Source organism: Micromonospora antibiotica, assembly GCF_017599305.1.
In the GTDB taxonomy this organism is placed as follows: Bacteria; Actinomycetota; Actinomycetes; order Mycobacteriales; family Micromonosporaceae; genus Micromonospora; species Micromonospora antibiotica.
The window spans coordinates 370,134-395,449 of record NZ_JAGFWR010000004.1 but is presented as its reverse complement, the minus strand read 5'-3'; the positions used below and the strand labels follow the sequence as shown (position 1 = coordinate 395,449).

At 70.3% G+C, this 25,316-nt stretch carries 15 protein-coding genes and 1 pseudogene; 8 read left to right on the top strand and 8 right to left on the bottom strand.

Annotated features, from left to right (window positions below; translation table 11 throughout):
- Positions 1 to 14: 14 nt before the first annotated feature.
- Complete coding sequence (locus tag JQN83_RS11780) at positions 15 to 5,510, bottom strand: type I polyketide synthase (RefSeq protein ID WP_208567130.1); 5,496 nt, start codon at positions 5,508 to 5,510, stop codon at positions 15 to 17.
- A complete protein-coding gene (locus JQN83_RS11775) occupies positions 5,507 to 10,654 on the bottom strand; it encodes a non-ribosomal peptide synthetase (RefSeq protein ID WP_208567129.1) in 5,148 nt (1,715 codons plus the stop codon). The genes JQN83_RS11780 and JQN83_RS11775 overlap by 4 nt, the downstream gene beginning before the upstream one ends.
- 115 nt (positions 10,655 to 10,769) lie before the next feature.
- Between JQN83_RS11775 and JQN83_RS11770 the strand changes: the two genes are divergently transcribed.
- Together JQN83_RS11770 and JQN83_RS11765 are read left to right on the top strand one after the other, a co-directional pair.
- The gene (locus tag JQN83_RS11770) at positions 10,770 to 11,720 is read left to right on the top strand and encodes an ABC transporter ATP-binding protein (protein WP_208567128.1); all 951 of its coding nucleotides are present in this window, start codon (positions 10,770 to 10,772) and stop codon (positions 11,718 to 11,720) included.
- Entirely contained in the window at positions 11,713 to 12,591 is an 879-nt protein-coding gene (locus JQN83_RS11765) for an ABC transporter permease (protein WP_208567127.1), read from the top strand. The genes JQN83_RS11770 and JQN83_RS11765 overlap by 8 nt, the downstream gene beginning before the upstream one ends.
- A gap of 48 nt (positions 12,592 to 12,639) precedes the next feature.
- Here the strand turns inward: JQN83_RS11765 and JQN83_RS11760 are convergent, their stop codons facing one another.
- A complete protein-coding gene (locus tag JQN83_RS11760; RefSeq protein ID WP_208567126.1) occupies positions 12,640 to 13,857 on the bottom strand; it encodes a peptidogalycan biosysnthesis protein in 1,218 nt (405 codons plus the stop codon).
- Positions 13,858 to 13,980: 123 nt separating this feature from the next.
- Here JQN83_RS11760 and JQN83_RS11755 point away from each other — a divergent pair, with 123 nt between their 5' ends.
- Complete coding sequence (locus JQN83_RS11755) at positions 13,981 to 14,754, top strand: thioesterase II family protein (protein WP_208567125.1); 774 nt, start codon at positions 13,981 to 13,983, stop codon at positions 14,752 to 14,754.
- A gap of 2 nt (positions 14,755 to 14,756) precedes the next feature.
- A complete protein-coding gene (locus tag JQN83_RS11750; protein ID WP_208567124.1) occupies positions 14,757 to 16,127 on the top strand; it encodes a hypothetical protein in 1,371 nt (456 codons plus the stop codon).
- Here the strand turns inward: JQN83_RS11750 and JQN83_RS11745 are convergent.
- Together JQN83_RS11745 and JQN83_RS11740 are read right to left on the bottom strand one after the other, a co-directional pair.
- A complete protein-coding gene (locus JQN83_RS11745) occupies positions 16,121 to 16,408 on the bottom strand; it encodes a hypothetical protein (protein WP_208567123.1) in 288 nt (95 codons plus the stop codon). The genes JQN83_RS11750 and JQN83_RS11745 overlap by 7 nt on opposite strands.
- Positions 16,409 to 16,847: 439 nt before the next feature.
- Positions 16,848 to 17,378 (bottom strand): peptidase inhibitor family I36 protein, encoded by a 531-nt coding sequence (locus JQN83_RS11740; RefSeq protein WP_208567122.1) that lies wholly within the window; start codon positions 17,376 to 17,378, stop codon positions 16,848 to 16,850.
- 707 nt (positions 17,379 to 18,085) lie between these two features.
- Between JQN83_RS11740 and JQN83_RS11735 the strand changes: the two genes are divergently transcribed.
- Positions 18,086 to 19,318 carry an IS110 family RNA-guided transposase gene (locus JQN83_RS11735; RefSeq protein ID WP_208567121.1) on the top strand — a complete coding sequence of 411 codons (1,233 nt, stop codon included), beginning with the start codon at positions 18,086 to 18,088 and terminating at the stop codon, positions 19,316 to 19,318.
- On the opposite strand, the gene JQN83_RS11730 is transcribed toward JQN83_RS11735, so the two are convergent.
- The 3 genes and pseudogenes from JQN83_RS11730 to JQN83_RS34435 all read right to left on the bottom strand — a co-directional run.
- Complete coding sequence (locus JQN83_RS11730; protein ID WP_208567120.1) at positions 19,307 to 20,131, bottom strand: IS3 family transposase; 825 nt, start codon at positions 20,129 to 20,131, stop codon at positions 19,307 to 19,309. The genes JQN83_RS11735 and JQN83_RS11730 overlap by 12 nt on opposite strands.
- The gene (locus JQN83_RS11725) at positions 20,128 to 20,451 is read right to left on the bottom strand and encodes a transposase (protein WP_208567119.1); all 324 of its coding nucleotides are present in this window, start codon (positions 20,449 to 20,451) and stop codon (positions 20,128 to 20,130) included. The genes JQN83_RS11730 and JQN83_RS11725 overlap by 4 nt, the downstream gene beginning before the upstream one ends.
- A gap of 718 nt (positions 20,452 to 21,169) precedes the next feature.
- Positions 21,170 to 21,353 (bottom strand): annotated as a pseudogene (locus JQN83_RS34435) (ISL3 family transposase); the annotation flags it as partial.
- 91 nt (positions 21,354 to 21,444) lie between these two features.
- On the opposite strand from JQN83_RS34435, the gene JQN83_RS33005 reads away from it, so the two are divergent.
- The 3 genes from JQN83_RS33005 to cas6 all read left to right on the top strand — a co-directional run bounded on the left by JQN83_RS33005 (position 21,445) and on the right by cas6 (position 25,311).
- Positions 21,445 to 21,849 carry a hypothetical protein gene (locus JQN83_RS33005; protein WP_244252212.1) on the top strand — a complete coding sequence of 135 codons (405 nt, stop codon included), beginning with the start codon at positions 21,445 to 21,447 and terminating at the stop codon, positions 21,847 to 21,849.
- Between the two features lie 48 nt (positions 21,850 to 21,897).
- Positions 21,898 to 24,114, top strand: a complete 2,217-nt coding sequence (locus tag JQN83_RS11715; protein ID WP_208567118.1) for a hypothetical protein — start codon at positions 21,898 to 21,900, stop codon at positions 24,112 to 24,114.
- A 288-nt stretch (positions 24,115 to 24,402) separates the two neighbouring features.
- Positions 24,403 to 25,311: a CRISPR system precrRNA processing endoribonuclease RAMP protein Cas6 gene (gene cas6, locus JQN83_RS11710; RefSeq protein WP_208567117.1), complete on the top strand. Its 909-nt coding sequence runs from the start codon at positions 24,403 to 24,405 to the stop codon at positions 25,309 to 25,311.
- Positions 25,312 to 25,316 lie beyond the last annotated feature (5 nt).

Genomic DNA, 25,316 nt, shown 5'->3' with positions numbered 1-25,316 from the left:
TCCCCGCCGCCTGGTCAGGACTTCGCCAGGATGCTGGCCTGCACGGCCTGCGCCATTGCCGAGATGGTGGGGCCCTCGAACAACGCCCGCATCGGCAGCTTCACGCCGAACGTGGTGCGCACCCGCGCCATGAGCTGCGCGGCCACGAGCGAGTTCCCGCCGACCTCGAAGAAGTCGTGCGTCACCCCGATGCCGGTGGTTCCGGTCGCCTCCTCCCACAGGCGCACCAGCTGCTGCTCGACCTGATCCGACGGTGCCGCGTAGTCCCCGTCCGCCCTGATGTCCACGGCGTCCGCGGTCGGCACCTCGGACGCCACGTCGTCAACCTGAGCCAGGTCCGCGCGGGACACCCGGTCGATCAGGGTGGGCAGGTGTAGAGCGGTGACCACGACCTGCGGCCCGATGTTCAGCCCGAGCAGGCGGGCGAACGCCTCGCCCCCCTCGGTGGGTCGGATACCAATGGCATCGTCGCCGTCGGCCGACTGCCGACCCGTCGGATCACCGGCGGTCAGCCCGCTGCTTTCCGCGGGCGAGGTACTGCCCACGGTGGCGTCCACCGTCGCCTCGCCCGAAGCGGCGTCCCGGCCGATGGCGACGCCCTGCACGGCCGTGGAGACGGCACCGACATCGATGCGTCGCAGCATGAAGTCGCCGATCTCGACAAGCACCGTGCCGTTCTCGTCGACTAGGGTGAGATCGCAGGTCAACAGCTCAGGACCGACACTGTCCCGGTGCCGTAGGTGGCTGTACACGCGGGAGGGCAGCGGGCCCCGCACGATCAGCTGGCCGTAACCCAGCGGTAGGTACTGCCCCTCGGCACCGCTGAAGTCCCCGAAGCTCGTCGCCTCGTCCAGGACCGCCGGGTGCATCCAGTAGTCCGCCAGGTCGCCCGCGACGGCACCGCATGCCTCCAGCAGGGCCAGCTCCTCCCCCGCGCCGACGGTCACCTGTCGAAGGTTGCTCCACCGGGGACCGAACGTCAGCAGCCCACTCGCCGAGGGTCGCGCCTCCCGGCTGATGCGCCCACACCGCTCGCGCAGGGCCGCGAGGTCAACGGGTGGCACGGGTGCCGGGTCGGCCAGCTGAACGTGGCCGCGTACGTGCTCCCGCCGTACCCCGTTGTCCCAGCTCTCCACCACGAACGGCCCACCCGCCGCTGCGTCGGTGAGCACGACGCGCACCTCACGGCTTTCACCGTCGGGCACGCTCAGCGGGGTCAGGAACACCACGTCCCGCAGCTCGACGGCTCGGCCGGGATGGCTACGCCCGAAGGCCGCTCGCACCAACTCCAGGTGACCGGTGCCGGGCACCGTCGGCGTGCCGGCGATGCGATGTTCGTCGAGTAGCCAGTGCAGCTTGGGCGTCAGCCGACCCGCGCAGACCACGCGGGTGTCCGTGTCGCGGGTCTCGACCGTCTCCAGTTGGGGATGTCCCATCGGCTCGCGTCGTACCCCCCGCTCCAGGTCGCGGAACGCGGTGGGCGCCCACGTCTCGGCGGCCATACCGACCTCCAGCCAGGCACCCCAGTTGATCGAGATAACCGGCCAGGGGTGCGACCGGACGTGCGCGAACGCGTCGAGAAAGAGGTTCGCGGCGCAGTAGTCGACCTGCCCGAGACCGCCCGCGACGGCGGTGACCGACGAGCAGACCGCGAAGAAGTCGAGCCGGTCACCGTCGAAGGCGTCGGCCAGTGCCAGGGTGCCGTACACCTTGGGGTCGATGACCGCAGCCATGGTCTCCCGCGACTGGGCCTCAACGAGGGTGCCTCCGGCGATTCCCGCCGCGTGGATGATCCCGTCAACCGTGCCGAAGCGGGCCAGCGCTGCCTCGCGAACCAGGCGGGCCTGATGCGGATCCGTCACGTCGGCGGTCACGACGTGCACCTCACCGCCGAGCTGCTCGATCTCGCACAGCCGGGCCGCCTGCCAGCCCCGCTTGCCGCCAGCGTTGGCCAGCCGCGCCCAGTCCCCGCGTTCCGGCGGTGCCGACCGGCCCACCAGCACCACCCGGGCCTGCACCCGCCTGGCCAGCGACTCGGCGATGCTCAGACCGACGCCGCCGAGACCGCCCGTGATCACGTAGGTGCCGCGCTCACGCAGCGGCGCACGCACCGCCGCGTCCGCGTCCGCCCGGACCGCGTCGAAGTGTGGCACCCAGCGCCGACCCCGCTGGTACGCGACGAGCGGAGTGTCATCGGCCGCCACCTCCGCCAGTAGCGCCCCGGCGCCCGCTGCCGGATCGTCGATGTCGATCATCCGGCAGCGCAGCCCCGGGAACTCCATCGGCAGCACGCGCAGCGGCGCGCCCACCATGGCCCGGGCGGGGCTGCGTAGGCCGGCACCGTCAACGTCCTGGGTACCTCGGGTGACAACGACGAGGTCCAGTTTGTCGGTGAGGCTGCGCGCCGCGAACGCCTGCACGAGCCAGAGCAGCCCGGAGAAGGCCACCTCCACCGTCTCGCGGACCGCTGCCGGTGCGAGCTGGTCCGCGTCGCACTCCCCCGCCGCCCAGGCGTGCAGCACCCGCCGCGGCACGATCGAGTCCTGCACCAGCGCGTCGAGGACTCGCTCATGGTCGCCCGGCCGGTCCGCAGCGATCACGAAGTCCAGGCCCTGCCGGGCATACCCGCCACCCGGGGTCACCGTCGCCACCGGGCCACCCAATCGGCGCAGCTCGGCGACCAGCGGATCCGTCGATCCGGCGGGGTCACGCAGGACCAGCCAGGGTTCGGTCGACATCGACCCGGCGGGTGGCGGGGCGATGGTCTGCCGCCACAGCGGCACCCAGAACCAGTCCTCCATCGGTAGCTTCGCCGTCCGCGGTGGCACCTCCGGGGAGGCTACGCCGACCGTTGCGCCCGTCGGCGGCTCGATCCAGAATCGCTCCCGCTCGAAGGGGTGCCCCGGCACCGGTACCCGGCGACGGTGCGCCTGGTGGGTGGCGGCCCAGTCCACCTCGACGCCGAGCGTCCACAGCCGGCCTGCGGCACCCAGCATCATCTCCTGCTCGTCACCCGTAGTGGCCGGCAGCGAGGTCACCGGGTCCGGGGTGTCCGGCCGGGGTTGCATCCGGGCGAGGCCCGACAGGCTGGCACCGGGGCCCACCTCGCAGAGCACCGCCGGACCGTCGGCCAGCAGCGTCCGCAGGCCGGCCCCGAACAACACCGGCGCGCACAGGTGCTCCACCCAGTAGGCCGGGCTGGTCGCCTGCTCGTCGGTCAGCCAGTCGCCGGTCACGTTCGACACCACCGGCACCTGCGGCGGGCGCAGCTCGACACCCGTCAGCACCTCAGTGAACTCGTCGCGCAGCGGTGCCATCATCGCGGAGTGGAACGCGTGCGAGGTCCGTAGCCTCGTCACCGGCACCCCCGAATCGGCCAGATCCGACTCGAACCTGTCCACCGCGTCGGGCGGTCCGCTCACCACGCTCATCGTCGGCGCGTTGACGGCGGCCAGGTCCAGGCCGGTGTCCGCGAGTTCCAGGTCCTCAGCGGGCAGGTGAACCGCCAGCATCGCGCCGGCCGGTCGGCTCTCCATGAGGCGAGCCCGCATGGCGACCAGGCGCAGCCCGTCGGTGAAGGTGAAGACGCCGGACAGGCAGGCGGCGACGTACTCGCCGAGACTGTGGCCGAGCATAGCGGTCGGCTGGACGCCCCATGAACGCCAGAGCTGGGCCATGGCGTACTCGACGAGGAAGAGCACCGGCTGGGTCGTGCCGGTGCGCCGCAGCCGCTCGGTCGCGGCGGCCACGTCGTCACCGGAGGCGAAGAGTACCTCGGCCACGTCGAAGCCGAGCACGGGACGCAGCACCTCCCGACCCCGGTCGACGTGCTCACGCACCACCTCGTAACGCTCGTAGAGCCCACGGACCATGCCGACGCGCTGGGTGCCCTGCCCGGGGAAGAGGAACAGCAGCCGGGGTGCGGCGGTGGCCTTACCGGCAAGCAGGCGTCGGGGTGATGCGCCGCGGAGCACGCTGACCGCGTCGCCCGCACCGCTCGCCACCAGCGCCCTGCGGTACGGCATCTCCCGACGCCCCACCTGCAGGGTGTACGCGACGTCGTCGAGGACGGGGGCGGGGTCTCCACTCAGGTGGGTGGCGAGCGCACCGGCCATGTGTTCCAGCGCCGAAGGCGTCCGGGCCGACAGCAACAGGACCTGCGGCCCATCGGTAGGTGCGGGCTCGACGGCAGGTGCCTCCTGAAGTACCGCGTGGGCGTTTGTGCCGCCCATGCCGAAGGAGCTGACCCCGGCCCGGCGCGGCCGTTCCCGACGCGGCCACGGCTCGGCCTCCCGCACCACCCGGAACGGACTGTCGTCCAGGGCTGCGGCGGGATTGGGGCTGCGGAAGTGCAGCGTCGGCGGGAGCGTCTCGTGCGACAGCGACAGGGCGGTCTTGATCAGACCGACCACGCCAGCCCCGGCGGCAAGATGACCGATGTTGGTCTTGACCGTACCCAGCCGGCACGAGCCCGGTTCCCGACCGTCGAACACCTCCGACAGGGCGCGGATCTCGATGGGGTCACCGACCGTGGTGCCCGTGCCGTGCGCCTCGACGTAGTCGATGCCATCCGGCGTGACCTGGGCGACCCCGAGCGCCTGGCCGATGACCGCAGCCTGGCCCGAGACACTCGGCGCGGAGAAGCCGACCTTGTCGGCGCCGTCGTTGTTGACCGCCGAACCGAGGAGCACAGCGTGCACGGTGTCGCCGTCGGCCAGCGCCTGGGACAGCCGCTTGAGCAGGACGATGCCGCCGCCGCTGCCCCAGATGGTGCCCTGGGCGTCGGCGTCGAAGGCCCGGCAGTGGCCGTCCGGCGACAGGATGCCGCCCTCGTGGTACTGGTAGCCGCGGTACTGGGTGATCTCCACCGAGACGCCGCCCGCGAGCGCCATGTCGCACTCACCGTTGCGGACCGCTTCGGCGGCCAGGTGCACGGCGACCAGGCTGGTCGAGCAGGCCGTGGACACGGTCACCGCCGGGCCCCGCAGGTTCAGCCGGTACGACACGAGGTTGGCCACGTAGTCGGTGTTGTTGGACAGGGAAATTGCCATCCGGCCCACCGAGTTGAGCACGGACGGGTTGCGGAGCAGGTGATACCACTGGTACTCGCCTGTGCCGACGCCGCCGTACACGCCGATGTCCCCCCGGTAGCGGGCGGGGTCGTAGCCGGCGTTCTCCAGCGCCGCAACGGCGCACTCCAGGAAGATTCGGTGCTGCGGGTCCAGGATCTCCGCCTCGCGGCGGGTGAAGCCGAACAGTCCGGCGTCGAATTCTTCGATGTGGTCCAGCACGGGGGCGGCCAGCACGTACTGCGGGTCGCGGACCGACTCCGGGTTGGCTCCGGCCGCGAGCGCGATCTCGGGACCGAAGAACGTGACCGACTCGGTCCCCGAGCGCAGGTTCCGCCAGAACTGGTCGATATCCGCCGCGCCGGGTACCCGACAGGCCATTCCGACGATGGCGACGGGCTCCACGTACGTTGCCTGATCGCTGGTTGACTGCGTGTTCACACCAGGTCCTCTCTGCCGATGCTCGATGGGATGGGGCGGTAACGACGGGCGCGGCCGGCCAACCGGTCCGCGATCCGTCGTGTGGTCCGCTCGCGGGTCGCTCCGGTGGGGGCGTCGCCCGACAGGTGGGCGGCGAACAGCCGGATGGTCGGGTACTGGTACAGATCCACCACCGACAGCGCGCGCTGCAGGCCGGCCTGGAGGCGGGTCTGGACCGTGACCAGGCTCAGGGAGCTGCCGCCCAGGTCGAAGAAGTTGTCGTCGAGTCCCACGGTGGGCAGCGCGAGCACGTCGCGCCAGGCCGCCGCGATGAGTTGTTCCACCGGGCTACGTGGCGGGCGGTACGCCGGCACGCGCAGGCGTCGTCGGGGTGGGGATGGCAGGGCCGTCAGGTCGATCTTGCCATTGACTCCGATGGGTAATCCGTCGATCATCTGGATGGCGGTCGGCACGGCGTACGGCGGTAGGAATGCGCGGACGTACCCGTCCAACTCCTCGACCCGCACATCGTGACCCTGCTCGGCGACGGCGTAGCCGACGAGTTCGGGCTCACCGCCGGGTCCCACTGTCACCGTCGCCACAGCCCGCGCCACGTCCGGGTGTGCCTCCAGCATGGCGGTGACCTCAGCCAGCTCCACCCGGTAGCCACGGATCTTGACCTGTCCGTCCCGGCGACCGGCGAACTCCACCCTCCCGTCGGGCAGGTAGCGGCCCAGGTCACCGGTGCGGTAGCGGCGGTCGCCGGGGGTCGGCTCGACGAAGCGGTCAGCGGTCAGCGCGGGGTCACCGACGTATCCGAGCGCCACGTGGGGGCTGCGTACGACGATCTCGCCGAGTTCACCGACGCCGGCGAGTGCACCTGCGGCGTTCTCGATCAGCAGTTGAACGTCGTCGATGCCGTGACCGACCGGCACCCGGGGGCGCCCGCCCGCCTCCGCTGCGGCCTGCCACGCCATCGCCTGTGGGGTCTCCGTGGCCCCGTACAGGGCCACCACCCGCGCTTGCGGCGCCAGCGTGGCAAGAGCGGTGACGTCGGTCGCGAGCAGGACGTCGCCGCCGGTGGCGACGAGTCGCAATGCGGGTAGCCGGATCGGCTCGCCACCCGGGGGTCCGGTGGCGGAGCTGGCGAGCAGGCGTCCCAGCTGCGGGGTGCTGTGCAGGACGGTGACCTTCCGCTCGCCGAGCCATCGGGCGAGTTGGTCGGGAGCCCGGTGCACCTGTGGTGGGGGGACGTGGACGGTCGCCCCGAGGCACAGCGGCACCAGCAGGTCTCGTAGCACGGGGTCGTGGGCGACGCCGGAGGTGACGGCGAAGCGGTCGTCGGGTCCCAGCCCGAACTGTCCCGCGTACCAGTCGACGAAGTGGGCCAGCGACCGGTGCGCTGCCAGCACCGCCCGGGGCGTTCCGGTCGATCCGGAGGTGAACAGGATGTGGGCGGGATCGTCGGGCTGCGGATCGGGCCTGGATGGCGTGTCGTTGTCGGCCCGAACGTCATCTGCGGGCTCGTCCTGTCTTGGCCGTGACGACGCCTGCTGCAGGGTGGCGGCCACGTCGACCCTGCGCACGCCGGTGGAGTCGAGGTATCCGGCCAGAGCCGCTGGTGGAGTGGCACCGTCCACGGTGAGCCATGCGGCCGGGGTGACCGCGTGCAGCATCGCGGTCAGTCGGGCCGGGGGGTGGGCCGCGTCGAGGAGCGCCACGACGGCCCGGCTCTTGAGCACGCCGAGCAGCGCGGCCGCCATGCGGGCGGCGCGGACAGCGGGCACGGCGACGATGTCACCGTGCCCCACACCCGCGGCGGACAGGGCGTCGGCGAGCCGGTCGCTGTCCCGTTCCAGTTGCCCGTAGGTCATCGTGGCATCGGGGCCGGTGACCGCGATCGCATCCGGTGTCCGCCGCGCGGCGGCCCGCACCCGTGTCACGACCGTGGGGCCGCCCGCCCCGGACAGTGACCTGCCCGGGTCGGGCAGCGCCCCGGCGTCGTGTCCGGCGGCGCGGAGGCTCAGCTCGACAAGCCGCCGCCCGGGTTCGGTCACCGCCTGCGTGAGCAGCTGCACGTACTGTCCGAGTAGTACGCGCATCCGCTGGTGGTCGAACAGGTCGAGGTTGTAGACCAGTTCGAAGGCCAGCTCGTCGCCGTCCTCGCGGGCGTAGAGCGTGAGGTCGAGCAGGGAGCCGGGTGGGTCCAGCGGGATGGGGGTGACCTCGACGCCGTCCATCGACAGCCGCTCCGGCGGTTGGTTCAGCAGGTTGATGCCGACCTGGACGAGGGGATGTCGGCTGGCCGTACGCGGTGGCCGTACCGCCTCCACGACTAGGTCGAACGGAACGGAGGCGTGGGCCATCGCCGCCAGCAGCTGCTCGCCGACACGGGTCACGAGCTGGTCGAGGTTGGGCGTGGCGGACAGGTCCGCCCGTACGGGCACGGTGTTGACGAACAGCCCGACGACCCGTTCCAACTCCGGTTCGGGCCGGCCGGCCATCGGGGCGGCCACGACCAGGTCGTCCACGCCGGTGAGCCGGCCGAGCAGCGCGGTGAAGACCGCCAGCAGGCCGACGTACGGGGTGACCCTGTGTTGGGCGGCCACCGCACGCAGCGGGTCCGTCACCTCCCGGCCGACGCGGACCGCCAGCCTGCCGGCACGGTAGCTCTGCACGGGTGGCCGGGGCCGGTCGGCGGGTAGCTCCAACACCGGATCCACGCCGGCCAGCGTCCGCGTCCAGAAGTCGAGCTGCCGTTGGTGCCGTGCGCCGCTCAACGTCGCCCGTTGCCAGGCGGCGTAGTCGCCGTACCCCACCTGCGGTGCCACGAGGTCCGTGGGCGTGCCGGTGGTCCGGCCGTGATAGCGGCGGCCGAGTTCGTCCAGCAGGAGGCTCAGCGACCAGCCGTCGGCGACCGCGTGGTGGACCACAAACAGCAACGCCCAGTCCGAGTCGCCGCAGTGCACCAGGCGGGCCCGCCAGAGCGGACCCGAAGCAAGCACGAAGGGTAGTTCCGCCTCGGTCCGGGCCAGTTCTCCCAGCGCCGCGTCTCGGCGATCGGCCGGCACGTGTCGAAGGTCGGTGTGGGTCAGCAGGATCGGTGCCGGCTGGTCGACCCGCACCCGGGGTTCACCGTCGGCGGCCGGGAACGACATTCTGAGCGCATCATGCGTAGCCACGACGTCGCCCAGCGCCTGGGCCAGTGCGGCAGGATCGACCGTGCCGCGTAGCCGCAACGCGACCGGCAGGTTGAACGCTCCTCGGGCCGCGCCGAGCTGGTCGACGAACCAGAGTTGACGCTGGGCGTGGGACAGCGGCGCCGGTTCGTCGGGGTCGAGGCGCCGCAGCAGCGGCCGGTCAGGGTCGGCCGGTGTCGCCGCATCGATGTCGCGGGCCTGGCCGGCGACGGTGTCACCACGCAGCAGTGCGGCCGGGGGCAGTTCGACTCCGAAGACGCGGCGGACCCGGGCAAGCACCTGCATGGCCAGCAGCGAGTTGCCGCCGGCGTCGGTGAAGGGGTCGTCGACCCCGATCGGCCCGGGCGGAAGCACCTCCTGCCAGATGGCGAGCAGCTGCTTCTCGGTGGTGGTGCGTGGGGCGGCGCGCTCTCCGGCGGCCGGCCCGGGGGGCGGCAGGGCCGCCCGGTCGACCTTTCCGCTCATCGTCAACGGCAGGGAGTCGACGGTGACGAAGACCGATGGCACCATGTAGCGCGGCAGGTGCGTGGCGCACCATGCGTCGAGCTCGTCACCGCCGGGCGATGCGTCGACCGGGACGACGTAGCCCACCAACTGGCCGGCTACGACGGACACCACGGCGTCGGTGACTGCGGTGTGGGCCCGCAGCCGGGTCTCGACGTCGCCCGGTTCGATCCGGAAGCCACGCAGGTTGAGCTGCACGTCCACCCGGCCGAGGAACTCCAGCGTTCCGTCCTGGTTCCAGCGGGCGCGGTCACCGGTGCGGTACCTTCGCCCGCCCGGGGCGTCGCCCAGGTGGTCGGGGCGGAACCGCTCGGCGGTCAGCGCCGGCTGCCCGAGGTACCCCCGGGCGACCCCGGGGCCGGCGACCCACAGCTCACCTGGCATGCCCGGCGGCACCGGCAGCCCATCGTCATCGAGCACGTACACCCGGTGGTTGGGCATGGGCCGGCCGATCGGCACGCTCGGAAGGTCCTGCGCGGGACAGTCCATCATGGTGGCGGTGACGGTGGTTTCGGTCGGGCCGTAGTTGTTGATGACCCGCTTGCCGGCACGCACCCAGTGGGCGGTCACCAGCGGGTTCGGTGCCTCGCCGCCCAGGGGGACCAGCCGGATGTCGGGCAGCTCGGCAGGGTCCAGCAGTCCGAGCACCGACTGCGGCACCTCGGCGACCGTGACCCGCTCGCGGCGCAGCAACCGCCGCAGCCGGTCCACCGAGAGCCGGTCGTCGTCGGCGGCGATGACGAGCGTCGCCCCCACCGCGAGCGCGGTGAAGATCTCCGCGACCGACACGTCGAAGCCGAGGCTCGCCAGTGCGAGCATCCGGTCGGTGGGGCCCACCCCCCAGCATTCGGCGTTGGCGAGCACGAAGTCGACCACCGACCGGTGCTCGACGCAGACTCCCTTGGGGCGGCCGGTGCTGCCGGAGGTGTAGAGCACGTAGGCCAGGTCGCCGGGGTCGCCGTCGGGCAGGCGCTGTGGCGGGGGTGTCCCGGCATCGTCGGGTTCGTCCGTCATCAGCTCCCACGGGCCCGGTGGCAGGAGGTCCCGGGTGTCGTCGTCGACGACGCAGACGCCGACCGACGCGTCGGCGAGCATCAGCTCCATCCGTTCGGCGGGGAGTCCGGTGTCGAGTGGCACGTAGTAGCCGCCGGCCCGCAGTACCCCGAGCAGGGCCACCACCATGAACGGGGTGCGGCGTACACAGACGCCCACTGCGGTCTCGGGCCCCACGCCGTGGGCACGCAGGCGGTGGGCGAGCCGGTCGGCGGCCCGGTCGAGTTGCTGGTAGGTCAGCCGGCACGCTCCACCCACGAGAGCTGTCGCGTCCGGCCAGCGCGCTGCGGTCCGGGCCACGACGCCGGGAAGGGTTATCGGGGGGATGTCGGTGACCGGGCCCCGGCCCCACGCCAGCACCCGGTGCCGGTCGTCGAGGGCGGGCCCATCCTTGTTCGGCCAGTCCATACCCGAACAGAGCCCACCACGGTGCGGCCTGATGCCCGCCCGTCGGATGTCGGCATCGGCGCATCATCGGCGTCCGTCGGGTGCTCCCCCATGAGACGACCCGCAGGGAGCGCTGATGGCTGAACGAGTGGAACCGAGTACCGCTGTGTCGGTGTCCGGGCTGTTCAAGCGGTACGGACCACGTACCGCGGTGGCTGGGATCGATCTTGATGTCGGGGTTGGGGAGGCCTTCGCGCTCCTCGGACCGAACGGGGCCGGTAAGACCACGACGGTGAATGTCTGCACCACCCGTTCCCTACCCAGCGGTGGACGGGTGCGGGTGGCCGGTTGGGATGTGGCGTCGCAGGGGGTGCGGGTACGCCGCGACATCGGTGTGGTCACGCAACACAACACGCTGGACCGGTCGTGCTCGGTGGAGCAGAACCTGTACCTCCATTGCCGGCTGTTCGGCATGGGGCACCGGTCGGCGCGTACCCGCACCGTGGAGCTTCTGGAGACGTTCCGGCTCGCCTCCCGTGCGAGGGTCGACCCGACGCGGCTCTCCGGCGGCATGGTGCAGCGGCTGCAGATCGCCCGGGCGATCGCGCACCGGCCCCGGGTGTTGTTCCTCGACGAGCCGACGACCGGGTTGGACCCCCAGAGCCGGCTGTCCCTGTGGGAGCAGATCGATCTGCTTCGGCGGGAGGGGACCTCGGTACTGCTCACCACGCATCACATGGAGGAGGCGGAGCGGCTCTGCGACCGGGTGGCCATCATGGATCACGGCCGGGTCCTGGTCTGTGGTACCCCGGACGCCCTCAAGCGGGAGTGCGGCGTCGACACGGTCGTCGCCCTGACGCTCGCTGACCCCTCGGCGGTGCCCGCAGCCCGGCTGTCCGCCCTTGCGCACGTGCGAAGCGTCGACACCGTCGAGGGTGGCTACCGGATCGGGACCACGGCCGGGCAGGCGCACGTCGCGCAGATCGTGACGGCCGCGCTCGACGGCACCATCCTGCACCTGTCCGTGACCGAGCCGACCCTGGAGACGGTCTTCATCACCCTGACCGGGAGGGAACTGCGTGACTAGATCGAGTGTTCCGACGGTACCGGCGCAGAATCAGCCCACGACGACGGCAGCGCATGTCCCGGACGGCCCGCAGGGTGTCGGGCTGGGCCCGCTGCAGCTCCGGTCGTTCCTCGCGTTGCTGCTGCGAGACCTCACGGTGCTGCGCCGCAACGTGCCGGAGTTCGCGCTTCGGACGTTGCTGCAACCGGTGCTGTTCAGCTTCGTCTTCGCCTACCTGTTCCCACGCATCGGGCAGGGGCTCAGCAGTCAGGCCAACTTCGCCGACGTGCTCGTTCCCGGCCTGGTCGCGGTGACGGCCGTATTCTGCGGAGTCTCCACGGTGAGCTTGCCACTGGCGATCGAGTTCGGTGCCACCCGGGAGATCGAGGATCGGATCATGGCACCGGTCCCGGGCTGGGCGATCGCCACCGAGAAGATCGTGTTCGGAGCCGTACAGAGCCTCGCCGCCGGCCTGCTCGTGCTGCCGGCCTGTGTGCTGACCTCGGCCACCCCGGTGAACGTCGAGGTACGCGATCCGGCTCTGCTGGTGGTGGTGGCGCTGCTCGCGTGCTGGATCTCCGGGGCGCTGGGCCTGGTGGTCGGCACCGTGGTCGAGCCGAAGCGGATGGGTCTCGCGTTCTCCACCCTGATCGTGCCGCTGACCTTCTTCGGCTGCGTCTACTACCCCTGGCAGGCACTCACCCCGCTGCCCTGGCTGAAGGTCGCGGTGCTGGCCAACCCGGTGGTCTACCTCAGCGAGGGGTTACGGGCCGCCCTCACCCCGTCGGTGCCGCACATGAGCACAGCCGCCTATCTCGGCGCCGGAACGGCGTTCGCCACCGCGATGACGGTGCTGGGGCTTCGCCTGTTCCAGCGCCGGGTCAGGCTCTGACCGACGTCGTGCGGTTCCCGACCGGACAGCCGGGAACCGCACGGCGGGTCAGGCCTGCGGCGTCCTGACACTCGACCGCCAGGCCGCGACGTCGACGCCGGCCCCGATCTCGGCCAGGTGGGCGGTCCAGCGGGTGGCCTGCACGTCGTCCCAGTGGACGCACCTGCGGGCAACGTCGGATTCCCGCCCGGGTCCCCGCCCCACCAGCAGCGACCAGCGGGGCTCCACGAGCGCCCCCCGCCACACCTTCGCCGCGAGGTTGCTCGGGCCGATCACGTACCGGCCGATGCCCCGCTCGTACGCGAGGCGCATCGGTACGTGGTATAGCAGGTTGAAGAACGCCGCGGACTCCCCTCGCAACGATTCCCGGGCGGCGACCGCGCGTACGTACCAGGTGTCGGACCATTCGTAGATCAGCAGCGCTCCGTGTACGTCACCGCCACGCTGACAGAGCAGCACGCGGCTGCACCCGTCGAGGTGCTCGGCCTGTTGCCGCAGGTGTGCGGTCAGCATCTGCGGGGTGTCCTGGTGGCCGTAGCGGTGGTGGTGCGCGGCGAGCAGATCGGCGACCACACCGACCGTCTCCGACAGCCGGGCCTCACGGACCGTGAAGTCACTGTCGGCGAAGGCGCGGACCTCGGCGCGGACCCGGGCCCGGCGGCGCTTGGGCAGCGCGGCCACATGTTCCTCGAACGAGGCGGCGGTCGCCAGCGGCACCACCGCGATGGCCTCGGTGAGCACCGGGCTCGCCCCGAGCACCGGGGCCAACTCGGCCGCGGCGGCGGATGTCAGGTGCATGAACGCCGACAGCTGGACGTTCCACGCATCGGCCAGCCGGTGCGCCCGCGCAACGAGTGCGGCGAGCACGGTCGCCCGCTGCGGCAGCGGCAGACCCGGCTGTAGCAGCAGTTCCCCGTCGTATCCGGTCCGCGTGCCGGCCAGTAGCGCCGGACGCCAGCGGTGGGCTTGCGCCGGGTCCGACCCGGCAAGGACGGTCGCCGGATCGTAGTAGCCGTCGGAGCCGGCAGAGGCGGTCCCCGACGACAGGTACACCGGCAACAGTCCGAGAAGGTCGTCCCGTTCGTCCTTGGCCGCCAGGTACCACACGTCGTGCCATGGGTCGTCCTCGAGTGACCGCAGCCAGGGGCGGGACGTGTAGAGGCCACCGCCGGCGGCCACTGTGGCCCAGTCGGTCTCGTCGATTTCGTCGATGTTGTCCAGCACCTGGACGCGGATGTTCCCCGGTGTCGTTTCCACTCGCCTCATCGCCCATCTGCCTCGTCCGATCCGTCACCAGGACAGAGAACGTTCGGATCCTCGGCGATGCCTGTATCTGGCCGCGTTGTCCGACGCTCCATGTTGGTGTAGTCCGACGACCAGGAGGGGCAGATGTATCCGACCCAGGAACTGAGTGCCACGGCGGAGCGGTGGATCACCTACCCGAGCCCCGCGCCCGCTGCCCGGACCAAGCTGCTCTGTCTGCCGTACGCGGGCGGTGGGGCTTCGCTCTACCGTTCCTGGCCGGCTCTGCTGCCGGGGGTGGAGGTGGCCGCGGTGCAGATGCCCGGGCACGAGTCGCGTCTGGGCGAGCCCTCGCACGACCGCATCGAGCCGTTGGTGGACGCGCTCGCCACGGCCGCCGCACCGCACCTGGACAAGCCCTATGCGATCTTCGGACACAGCCTCGGTGCCCGTGTCGGGTTCGAGCTGGCCCGGGAACTTCGCCGCCGGTGCCTGCCCGGCCCCGTCATGCTCTTCGCCTCCGCCTGCCGGGCACCACACGTGCCCCGGATGCCCCATCCGCCGGTCCATGCGATGTCGGATCCGGCTCTGCTGCGCATGCTTCGGCAGATGCAGACCGTGCCGCCGGAGGTCCTCGACGACCCCGACCTGGCATCGGTGCTGCTCCCGGTGATGCGCGCCGACCTGAACATAGTCAACTCGTACGAGTACACCGACGAGCCGGCGCTGCCCTGCCCCATCCGGGTGTTCGGTGGTACGGGGGATCCGGAGGTCCGCGAGGACGACCTGTACGGCTGGCAGGCACACACCACATCGTCGTTCGCTGTGCGGATGCTGCCCGGCGGACACCTGATGATCCGGCAGCGGGCTCGCGAGATCACCCAGACGGTCGGTCAGGCCATGGCCGGAATCGGCTGCTGATCATGGAAGGACTGATGCGGGAGACGGAACTCCCGCTGACGACGGATCCCCTGACCCGGGACTACGTGCACCGGTGCCAGTCGGCCGCGGAACCGCTGCGCAGCGCTGTGGCGGACGCCGACCTGCCGCCGGCCCTGCTCGCGTCGTTCGGGGATCGCCTACTGCCGCGACCGCTGTTCGCCGAGCGGACGCAGATGCTCCGGTTCGCCGAGGACGTCACCGGCCTGTTCCACCTGATCACGTCGCTACCCGAGCGCCTGTACGACGGTGATCTTCGCCGCTACTGCGCCGACCTGGGTCTGCACGGCCGGGCCGCTGCGCTCATGTGCAGCCTCGGTGGGGTGGCACCGCCGCTGTATGCCCGTGCCGACATGTACCACGACGGCACGGAATTCAAGCTGCTGGAATTCAACATCGCCAGCGAGCTGGGCGGTGTCGACCGGGCCGGTGAGCTTCCCCGGGCGCTGCTGGAGGTCGACGCCTTCGCAGCCTTCGCTCGGGACCACGGCCTGGACTTCATCGACACCGGCCGGCAGGTGGCTCGGGCCCTGCGCCGGGCGGGCCGGGTAGTCACCGGGGACCGGGAACCGGTCGTCGCGCTGTTGGAGGGACGCGCCGGGATGGCCCGGTACGGCGGCGCGTGGCGTGCTTTCCAGGAGTTGATGCGGCGGCAGGGCCTGGGTGACCTGCTTCTCGGCGAGGTCCACGAGGCACGTCTACGATCCGACGGGCTGTACCTGCGCGATCGCCGGGTGGACGTGGTCGTACGGTGCTTCGCGGTGGACCAGATTCTCGCCGACCCGGCGGGAGAGGCTGTCGTCGAGCCGATCCTCCGGGCGCACCGGGAGGGCCTGGCGGTGCTGTGGACGCCGATGGAGAGCAATCTCTTCGGCAACAAGGCGTGCCTGGCGATGCTCTCCGATCCCCGTAACCGTCACGCGTTCTCAGCTGATGAGCTGGAGACCGTCGATCGGGTTCTGCCATGGACGCGTGCACTGTACGGCGACGTGCCCGACGAGGCCATGACGGACTGCCTCCGACGGCGGGAACAGCTCATCCTCAAGCCGAACTATCGCTACGGGGGCTCTGGCATCGTCGCCGGCTGGGAGACCGACGCCGCCGGCTGGCTACGGGCGCTGGAGGACGCGGCGGACTATGGCTGTGTCGTTCAGGAGCGGGTCGTCCCCCGTGCCGAGCCGGTCGTGGACCCGCGCACCGGCGACCTCGGGCAGTGGCAGGCCGCCTGGGGGCTGTTTCTCACCCCGGAGGGGTATGCGGGGGCGTACGCCAGGGCGTTGCCGGCTGACACCAGCGCGGTCATCGGGATCAGCGCCAATTCGGACACGCACACCGCCGGCGTCTTCCTCTACTGATGGTCTTTCGATAGCGGCAGCAGGGCCACGGCACGTCGGTCGGGGCGAACCGCCTGGTCGAGACGGCGGCCCGCGTCGCACGCAGGATGGCCATCACTCTCGTGGCCCAGGACCGATGACGACACGTACTCATCACCGCCAACCGTGAGCCATACCTTGACCGGCAGATTGCCGGTGCGGGCGTGGACCATGTACTCGGCGCGCTTGAAGCCGGGGGTGGACCGTTCGGTGAACGCTTCCGCCGGCTCCCCCGCACCCTGCGCTGCGCCGGCGGGAGTCATGTCCGTGACGTGCTGGGTCGTGAAGTGCCCCTGTCGGCCGGACACCTACCTGGCAGACCCGGATTCAGGGGAGCGACGGTGCCCACGACCTGATCGTCATGACCTGGAACGTGGAAAATCTGTTTCGACCCGACGGCACCGGCCACAGCGGCGGCCACGGGGCCCGTGGTGCTCCGGGGCCGCCGCTGGTTGAGAGCACGGTCTCCGACTGCTCGTTGACGGTGCCTGGTGCGGGCCTTCGGCGTGCTCGTTCCGGTCGGTGGCAAGCCATGGCGGTGACCTCGTGGCGGGCCGGACCGGTGGGCCCCTTGCCCTTCACCGTCGGCCGCCAGATGATGCCGTGACCGTCACCTCCGCCAGCACTTCCATCCGGGTCCGGCCGGCTCCCGATGCGCATCTCGCGAGGGTTGCCAGACGGTGAGCACCGCCGTACGAACGATCAGGAGAATTTGATCGAGCCAGCCCGGTTGTTCCAGCCGTCGCCGATGGTCCCGAGGTTGGAGGCTTCATCGATCCAGACCGACTGGGCACCGCCGAAGTTGATCCCGTCGAAGAACTTGACGTCGCACTGGTTGTAGGTGCGCACAGACTTGATTCGGTTGTTCCAGTTGCCCCCGCTGGTGGTCCGCAGGTCGTCCCACTGCAACTCGGCGTCGTACTCAGGGCTGCAGCTGCCGCTCTGAGCCCAGGTCAGCAGCGCGCCGCTGAAGCCCGTGCCGTCGTAGGTGCGGGCGATGACAACGCTGGCCTGCGTGGCCCCCACCGCGCGCAGCGCCTGCGTCTCGGTATCGGCGCAGCGCAGCACGCGGGTGTCCACGTTGACCGCGCAGTTGCGCGGCTGCTCCTTGGCGACGGCCGGCGAGCCGGGTGTTCCGAGCAGGCCCAGCACACCCAGCACGGCACCGGTCGCGACGATCGTTCTTGCGTCCACCGTCTTCTCCTTCAGGTTGACTGCGGCGGCAACCAGCACGGCGCCCACCTCGTTGCATTGATGATCGTCGATAACATTACCGGAACCGCGGCCTCCTCGCCCCAGTACCCGGTCGGGTAGTCGGTACCGTCCGTGCGGTGCCACGTGCTGACAGCGGACATGACAACCAACGCTCTGGTCATGGTCGCTCTTCTCCCCGGCAGGCGTCGTGGGCGGAAACGTGGTTCAGGCGCTGGGGTGAGTTCCCCCCGCTTTGATGGAGCGGTGGTTACCTGCTGCCGGCTGGTGCCGGGATGGCGGTAGTTGGTTCGGCTGGTTGCGTCTGGCGGGTGTGCCAGGCGGTCTCGTACTCGTTGGGGCTGAGGTAGCCCAGCTCGCGTTGGAGGCGGCGGGTGTTGTACCAGCCGTAATGGCAACCGAGGACGCCCGTACCAGCCGATGGCCGTCGAGCCGGGGAATCGAGAGCGGCGCCTCGTTGAGGATCGTGGCCGCTGCTGACGCCTGTAGAAGTGGCGGGGCGTTGACCCTGGATATCGAGAGGGGCGCGTGGCGGTCACGGCGATGGACGGGGATGATCGTTTCGTGGTTCGCTGGCGGGCTGAGCCTTGGTCAGTCGCAGGCCAGGAGCCTTGCGCGAGTTCGGGCGCCGCCGGTGGCGAGGCGAACGGCTCGTGAGATGTCGTGCGGCAAGCACTGTCCATTAGGGCGTCGCGCCTCGCTGTGGTCCATGACAGGGAGGAGCAACGGTGGTAGCGGTGGCGTGTGGCATCGACTGGGCCCAGGATCATCATGATGTAGCTGTCGTCGACGAGACGGGCGTCGTGGTGGCATCGGTCAGGATCAACGACGATGCCGCCGGCCTCAGTCAGGTCCTTGCGCTGCTGGCCGAGCATGATCCGACCGGCGGGAAACTGCCTGTAGCGATCGAGACGAGTCAGGGACTGCTGGTGGCTGGTCTCCGAGCCGCGGGTCGACAGGTGTTCGCGATCAATCCTTTGGCGGTGTCGCGGTATCGGGACCGGTATCGGGCCTCGCGCGGCAAGTCGGACGCGTTCGACGCGATGGTGCTGGCGAACATCCTGCGCACCGATGCGACCGCGCATCGGCCGCTGCCCGCCGACAGTGAGTTGCTGCAGTCGCTGCGGGTTCTGACCCGTGCGCAGCAGGACGCTGCGTGGGACCAGGTCACGCTCACTAACCGGATCCGGACGCTGCTGCGGATGTTCTTTCCCGCCGCCCTGGCGGCGTTCGAGCGCGGCGGACGGCACCGGCTCGACTCGCCGGCCGCGCGGGTGATCCTCGCCGCGGCGCCGACGCCTGCGGCCGCGGCTGCGCTGGCTCCCACCGAGCTCGCGACGTTGCTGCGCTGCGCTGGCCGCCAACGCGGCATCGCCGCCGAGGCGGACACGCTGCACGGCATCCTCCGCGGCGAGCAGATGCGTCAACCAGCAGCCGTCGAGCAGGCCATGGGCCTGCACCTTCAAGGACTGGTGCGGCAACTCGACGCGGTCTGCCAGACGTTGCAGCAGCTGGAGCAGCGCATCGACGAAGTGTTCACCGCCCACCCCGACGCGAAGATCGTCACCAGCATCCCCGGTCTCGGCGTGCAGCTCGGCGCTCGGCTGCTGGCCGAGATCGGCGACGACCGCGGCCGCTTCGCCGACGCCCGCGCGTTACGTGCTTTCGCCGGTGCCGCGCCGGTGACCCGTTCCTCGGGCAAGAGCAGTTTCGTGCACGCTCGCCGCGCCAAGAATGACCGGATCGCCGCTACCGGATACGTGTGGGCGCTGGCCGCGGTCCGGCATGACTCCCACTGGAACACCCGCTACCGATCCCGCCGTGCCGCCGGCGACAGGCACGTCGCCGCCCTGCGTCGGCTGTTCCACCTCATGCTCGGCAAGCTGCACCACTGCCTACGACACAACACCCTCTACGACTCCCGCAAGGCTTTCGCCGAACCCGCAACCTCAACTGCTTGACAGCCACCGTTGGTGAGATGTCTCGATGTATTCGAATATGGCCTGGCGGGCGGCTTGATGGGTGGGCCATGGCTGGCGGTGCAGCAGTTCTGTCTTGATGGTGGAGAAGAACGATTCGGCGACCGCGTTGTCCCAGCACTGTCCGCGCCGTCCGACGGACAGGCGGATGTCGTGACGGTGGGCGAGGCGGGCGTGCTGGGCGCTGACGTATTGCGTGCCGCGGTCGGAATGAAACACCAGCCCGGGCTCGGGTCGGCGGCGTGCGAGAGCGTCGGCGAGGGCGGCGTCGACCAGGTCGGTCTTCAGGTTGTCGGCCACGGCCCAGCCGACGACCCGACGTGATGCGAGATCGATGACGGTGGCTAGGTAGAGGCAGCCCTGCCAGGTGTTGATGTAGGTGATGTCCCCGCACCAGCGGGAATCGAGGGCGGCCGGATCGGTGGTGAAGTCACGCTCGACCAGGTCAGGGCGTCTGCTGGCGTTCGGGTCGGGGATCGTCGTGGCCCGCCACCGGCGAGGGCTCTTACCGGCCAGTTGCGCGGCGCGCATCAGCCGGGCGACGCGTTTACGGCCGTGCCGCATGCCGGCGTCGGCGAGATCGGCGTGGATGCGCGGCGCCCCATAGGTGCCCTTCGACACCGCATGGACCTGGATGATCTTCTCGGTGAGCTCAGCGTCAACGCGCCCGCGAATGGACTGGACACCGGATGTGCGCTGGTAGTAGGCGGACCTGGAGACCTCGAGCAGCTCACACGCACGCTTGACGTTGTGCTTGCCGGCTTGCTCCGCCTCGATGAACGGGTACACGTTCACCGGGTCTCCTTCGCGAAGAAAGCCGTCGCCCGCTTGAGAATGTCCACGTCTTCGCGCAGCCTGCGGTTCTCCCGCCTCAGCTGCGCGAGTTCGTCTCGTTCGTTGCTTGTCAGCCCGTCGGTGCGGGCACCGGCATCGAGGTCGGCCTGCTTGACCCAGTCACGCACCGCGGTCTCGGTCAGGTCGAAATCCTGGCTGACCTGTCGAAGCGTGCGGTCACCACGCTGGCACAACTCGACGATTTCGGCCTTGAACTCCGGCGTGAACGAACGACGAGGCCGCGGCCGCTTCTTCCCCATGCTCTCCATGATGATGGACATCCTCCCGGAGACCCCAGGTCCCCTGATCTCGGATGTCCGTCAAAACGGGGCAGGCCCAGGAGGCCCTCGGCTACGGGCGGCCTACCGCGTTGCGATCCCTCCAGGGGTGATGAGCGACATGCAGGACGTGGCCGCCATCATCGGCCGGGGGTACCAGTAGTTGCGATCCCTCCAGGGGTGATGAGCGACCCCCACAACGGCGGGTTGTCTGATCGCCCAGATAGTGGTTGCGATCCCTCCAGGGGTGATGGCGACGCCGACATCCCCGCCTGAGGAGGCACCCGCCGTGACGTTGCGATCCCTCCAGGGGTGATGGCGACCCGAGTCTTAAGTCGCAGGTCAAAGCCCCTTTCCACCCGTGGACTCGGCAGGTTTTTGCAGCGGACCGGCGGTTGTGTATTTGCGCTGGTCAAACACTCAGTCGCGGGAACGACCAAGGGTAGGGCACGGCTTGGTCGAGGCAACGCGCCACACACTGTCCTGGACCCGATCGCATCGATCCAACTCCCGGTCACTGTCGACACCGCCGTGCACTCGAACGATCTTGGCTCCGGTTGCACTCAACGCACTCACGTAGCACATGTAGTTGCTCGCATCCTCCTGGAACTGCCAGCCGAAGACCGACATGTGTTCCGATCGTCTCCCTGTTCGTCGCTGAACCACCATGAGGAGGAGCGGCCCATCCTAACCCGTAGCCAACCAGCACCATCGGGTTGAACTGAGTGCGCACGCGAATCACCACAGGCCGGGCATCGATGGGTACGTCCGCGAGAGTCCATTGGGTGATGTCTGTGTACCCAACCCGCGACAGCCGCGCAGCCCGGACAACCCACCGGCCCCTCCGGAGGCCGCGCCCGTACCATGATCCGCTCGCCGCTGTCCGTCACGTCGTCGGTCACCAGCGGCTACAGCCCCGAGAGTACTTTCGTAAGATTACCGATCTTGCACACACGGTTTTGACGACATCGGCTGTCTTCGGCCGCCATCGAGTGGTTGACAGAGTCGCACCTGTCCTCGCCGTACGTGTGTTTCCGGCGCTCCGCGGCTCGGAACCCGGCGCTGCCGGCCGACGCTGTCATCCGGCTGCTCGACGACGGCAGTGGCGTACGCACCACCATAGCTGCACACGCCCCGCACCTGGTTGATCCGGCCACAGCCGAACGCATCGACCGTGACTTCCGGGCGCGGCCGGTGGCGGAGGCGTTGCCGGAGCGCGATGACCTTGTCTATCCCCACGGCACGGTACGCGATGCCGAGGGTGTGGTTGTCGATGCCGGCACTTGCCCGACCGGCCGTTGCCGACCCGGCCTGACCTCGGGTGAGCTGGACGCCTTCGCCTTTTCAGCGACGCTGACGACCGGTCCCGCCGATCGAAGCCGAATCACGTTTCGTTTTTAGATACTTTTGTTGTTGAGCTATTTTCATCCCCCCTGTAGCGTACTGCTCGTGCACGTCTTCCCCGCCGAGATCCCTGCAGCCGAGGCACGACGAGCCGATGTCGTCGAGGTCCGAGTGGCCCGCAAGGTCGCTCCCCTGTTCGGTCTGGATGGCGACATCCCTCCGTTTCGTCGCTCCTGGGTGTGCGACTACACCGAGTTGTCCTTGACGGAGATCGGCCGAGGCGCGCCGAGCCCGGATCGCGCGGAGCGCTCCAGGTTGGATGTCACGCGTCCGGATCGCGCGCCAGGCACCTCGTCACCGGATGGCGATGATCCCGAATGGATGTGGGCCGGTCGGGCGGTGTGGTTCCGGCGTCAGAGCTCCCTGTCCGGCACGCTGAGCAACGCGACCTTGAACCGGTACGGCCCGGACACCAAGGCCGCCGCGGTGCTCACCGCCGCCAATCGCCTCCTTCGCGGGGCGACGGCCGCGGTGAGCGAGGCGTGTCGGCACCTGGCTGGCTCCGGCTGCGATGAGGAGGTCCGGCTCGCCGTCTGGGCCGGTCTGGTGCTTGAGGTCTACCGCGCTCAGCCCGCTTTGGTGGTCGCGGCCATCCAGGCCCGCCAGGTGCAGCGGTCGTTGTCCGCCCGATGGGGTATGCAGGTCGATCGAGCGGGTGTGACCGGCACTGACGCGCCGTCCGAGGTCCACCCTCCCACCCTCGGCGGCGGCGACAGCAGCGTCGGGGACGGGCCTGCGGCGCGATGGCGGCCGACCTCGTTCGATGTGGTGGATGCGACCCTGCCGGCCCTCGGGCTGGCTGATGACCCGACGACCGGCCCGGGTCTGGTGACCTCCGACGCGCTCGATGACATCGCGTCGGCGTGGTGTCACCGGCTGCTCGGCGTGGGACGACCCGGTCGCGGCGTGGTCTGGATGACCGAGGATGCTCGTGGCTCACGACATGTCCATGCCATGGTGCGGGTGGGTGCCGTGGTGGCGCCATTCGTGGCGGCCTGCCTCGGCGCGTCCACCGGCGGCCGGATGGCGCCGCCGACGCTGCCCACCCTGCCCGATGTGGACGTGTTGACCGCCGTTTCGGTGCAGCGCCGTCGCGCCTACCTGCTGACGGCGCACCTGGCCGCCAACTATGTGCGATACCGCGATGAGCTTCTGCAGGACTGGCCGCAGCTACGAGCATCGACCCGGGACCTGGTGTCCACCGCCGTTAACCGGTGCTCGGAGGTGCTCGACGCCGACGACCCGGTGGCGCTGCAGCTGGGCGCCTACTCTTCCTACCTGGACGTATGGGATCTCCCGCGTACGGGCCACGATACGAGTCCGGCCTCCTTCGACGCCGGCACGACCGACAACGGCGCTCCCGGATGGACGCCACCGATGCGGCGGCTCGTCGCCTCACAGGAGCGGGTGCTGCGGGCGTGGCGAGCCGGACACCTGGATCCGGGCGCTGCGGCGTACCTCCTGGAGGTCGGCTTCGTCGCGTTACGCGACGCGGAGATCACGTGGACCCTGCACACCGACCCGGCCGGTCCGAACACCGACATGACCTCCCCGGCCTCGGTTGGTGCCTGGTGGTCGGCGATCCTCGAAGCGCGTGGCCTCGACCCCGGGGCCGACCTGGCCAAGACCATCGACTCGCTCAGCCCCGCGCAGACCTTCCACCTTCACCACTATGCGGCCTGGCTGGCCCGCAGCGGGCGACGCGGCGATCTGCGTCAGGCCCTGACCCTGCAGGAACGCGTCGCCGCCGTACGCGCCGAGGTGACCCGGCGCGAGCCGGTTGGCTTCGCCGCCAAGTCGGCGGCCGCTCGTGCCAGCCACGAGCTGGCCGCCGAGATCGCCACCGAGCTGGCGCTGGCCACGCCGGACCGTGAACGTGGAGCACGGGTCAGGGCGCTGGAGGTTGCGGCCCGGCATGCACGCACGGTGCTGGCCGATCCCAGCACCGGCGGACTGCTGCGGCCCACGGTTGCGCAGCCGGCGACGCTGCGAACCGCGCGGGTGTTGGCCAGGGCATTCTGCACGGCGGTGGCGAACGGGTTGTCCGTGGACACGCGGGACGCCGCCGCGACGGTGACGCTGCTCGACGCCGTCATCGACAACGAGCGTGCGGACGGGCAGAGCGGTGGTGGCGGCCGTACCGGTCAGGGCGGCGGTGACCGGCACGGTGGTCGCCGGTCGGGTTCGGCGCTGTTGGCGACGTTACGTGTCTGGCGTACGGAGCTGGCCGGTGTATGCGATGACGGGCGTCGTCCATCCTGAGCGGCTCCCCGCGTTTCGGGCCGGATGGACTACGGCCCCGAGCGTTTCGTGTGAACGGAGAGCACCAGATGCGGTTCTACGCAGACGTCGCCGGGTCGCCCAGGGAGCATCCCTGCGACCGGTTTTGGCGTTGACGACACCTTCGCCGAGACCGGCCGAACAGAGACAGGAAAGGCGCTCTGATCCGTGACCGGGGTCCAGGTCGACGCCTCTGGAGCTGCAATCGGGTCGGCCGCTGAGCCCTCCGCATACCTCGGGCCACTCACCACCTGACGTTCGTCGGGTCGGGTGACCGTCGGCGGTGTGGTGACGAGGGCGTCATGGCGGACAGGACGGGGAGATAGGGAGTTTGGTGGCATGCCAGCGCAGATCGTGGTTTCGATGGAGCCGGTGTCGCCGTCGGCGATTCCTCCGCCGCAGACCGGTCCGGCGGTGAACGCCGCGTTTCTCAAGGCCGTTGACGCGGTCGATCCCGTGTTGGCCAAAGGTCTGCATGACAGTCCGCGTTACAAGCCGTTCACGGTGACCCCGGTCCTTGATGAGCAGGGGCGGGCGCCCATTACGGCGGGGCAGTCCGCGTGGTTCGGGGTGTCGATGCTGGTGGACGGCTACACGGCGGCGGTGCTGGCGGCGTTGCACGCCTGCGCGGGGCATCAGATTGCGCGGACCCGTTACCGGGTTACCGGGGTGCGGCTGCGGGCTCAGCCCTACGCGGAGCTGGCGGCCAGTGCCGATGCGGCGGCGGACGGGTGGTCGTTTCAGCTGGTCACCCCGGTGGGGTTCGCGACCGGGCTGGGTGACGGGGCACGGCGGGAGCGGCCGTGGCCGGACGCGGAGCGGGTGTTCGGAAACCTGGCGCGCCGGTGGGAGGCGTTCGCGGCCGGGTCGCCGTTGCCCGCTTCGGTGGTGGCGGCGATCGACGACCATCTGGAGACGGTGGATGGTCAGGTGCGGATCGTCCGGCATCTGATCGAGCCGCAGCAACGCAATCCGGAGCATCAGTTCCGCCGGGGGACGGTGGGGGTGGTCTCGTACCGGTTGGCGTCGGCACGGGAGGTGCCGGTCGAGGCCCGGCGGGGGGTGGACGCCTTGGCGCGCTTCGCCGGCTACGCGGGTTTCGGTGACCGGACGGCGATGGGGATGGGTTATGTCCGGCTGCGTCCGTCGCCGGGTGGGCGACGCGGCGGTGGTTCGTGACGGGC

Excerpts from the sequence above, each read along its gene's own strand:
- JQN83_RS11770 (WP_208567128.1), top strand. The coding sequence starts at position 10,770 with ATGGCTGAACGAGTGGAACCGAGTACCGCTGTGTCGGTGTCCGGGCTG.
- JQN83_RS11760 (WP_208567126.1), bottom strand. The coding sequence starts at position 13,857 with ATGAGGCGAGTGGAAACGACACCGGGGAACATCCGCGTCCAGGTGCTG.
- JQN83_RS11775 (WP_208567129.1), bottom strand. The coding sequence starts at position 10,654 with ATGGACTGGCCGAACAAGGATGGGCCCGCCCTCGACGACCGGCACCGG.
- JQN83_RS11745 (WP_208567123.1), bottom strand. The coding sequence starts at position 16,408 with ATGACTCCCGCCGGCGCAGCGCAGGGTGCGGGGGAGCCGGCGGAAGCG.
- JQN83_RS11725 (WP_208567119.1), bottom strand. The coding sequence starts at position 20,451 with ATGTCCATCATCATGGAGAGCATGGGGAAGAAGCGGCCGCGGCCTCGT.
- JQN83_RS11750 (WP_208567124.1), top strand. The coding sequence starts at position 14,757 with ATGGAAGGACTGATGCGGGAGACGGAACTCCCGCTGACGACGGATCCC.
- JQN83_RS11755 (WP_208567125.1), top strand. The coding sequence starts at position 13,981 with ATGTATCCGACCCAGGAACTGAGTGCCACGGCGGAGCGGTGGATCACC.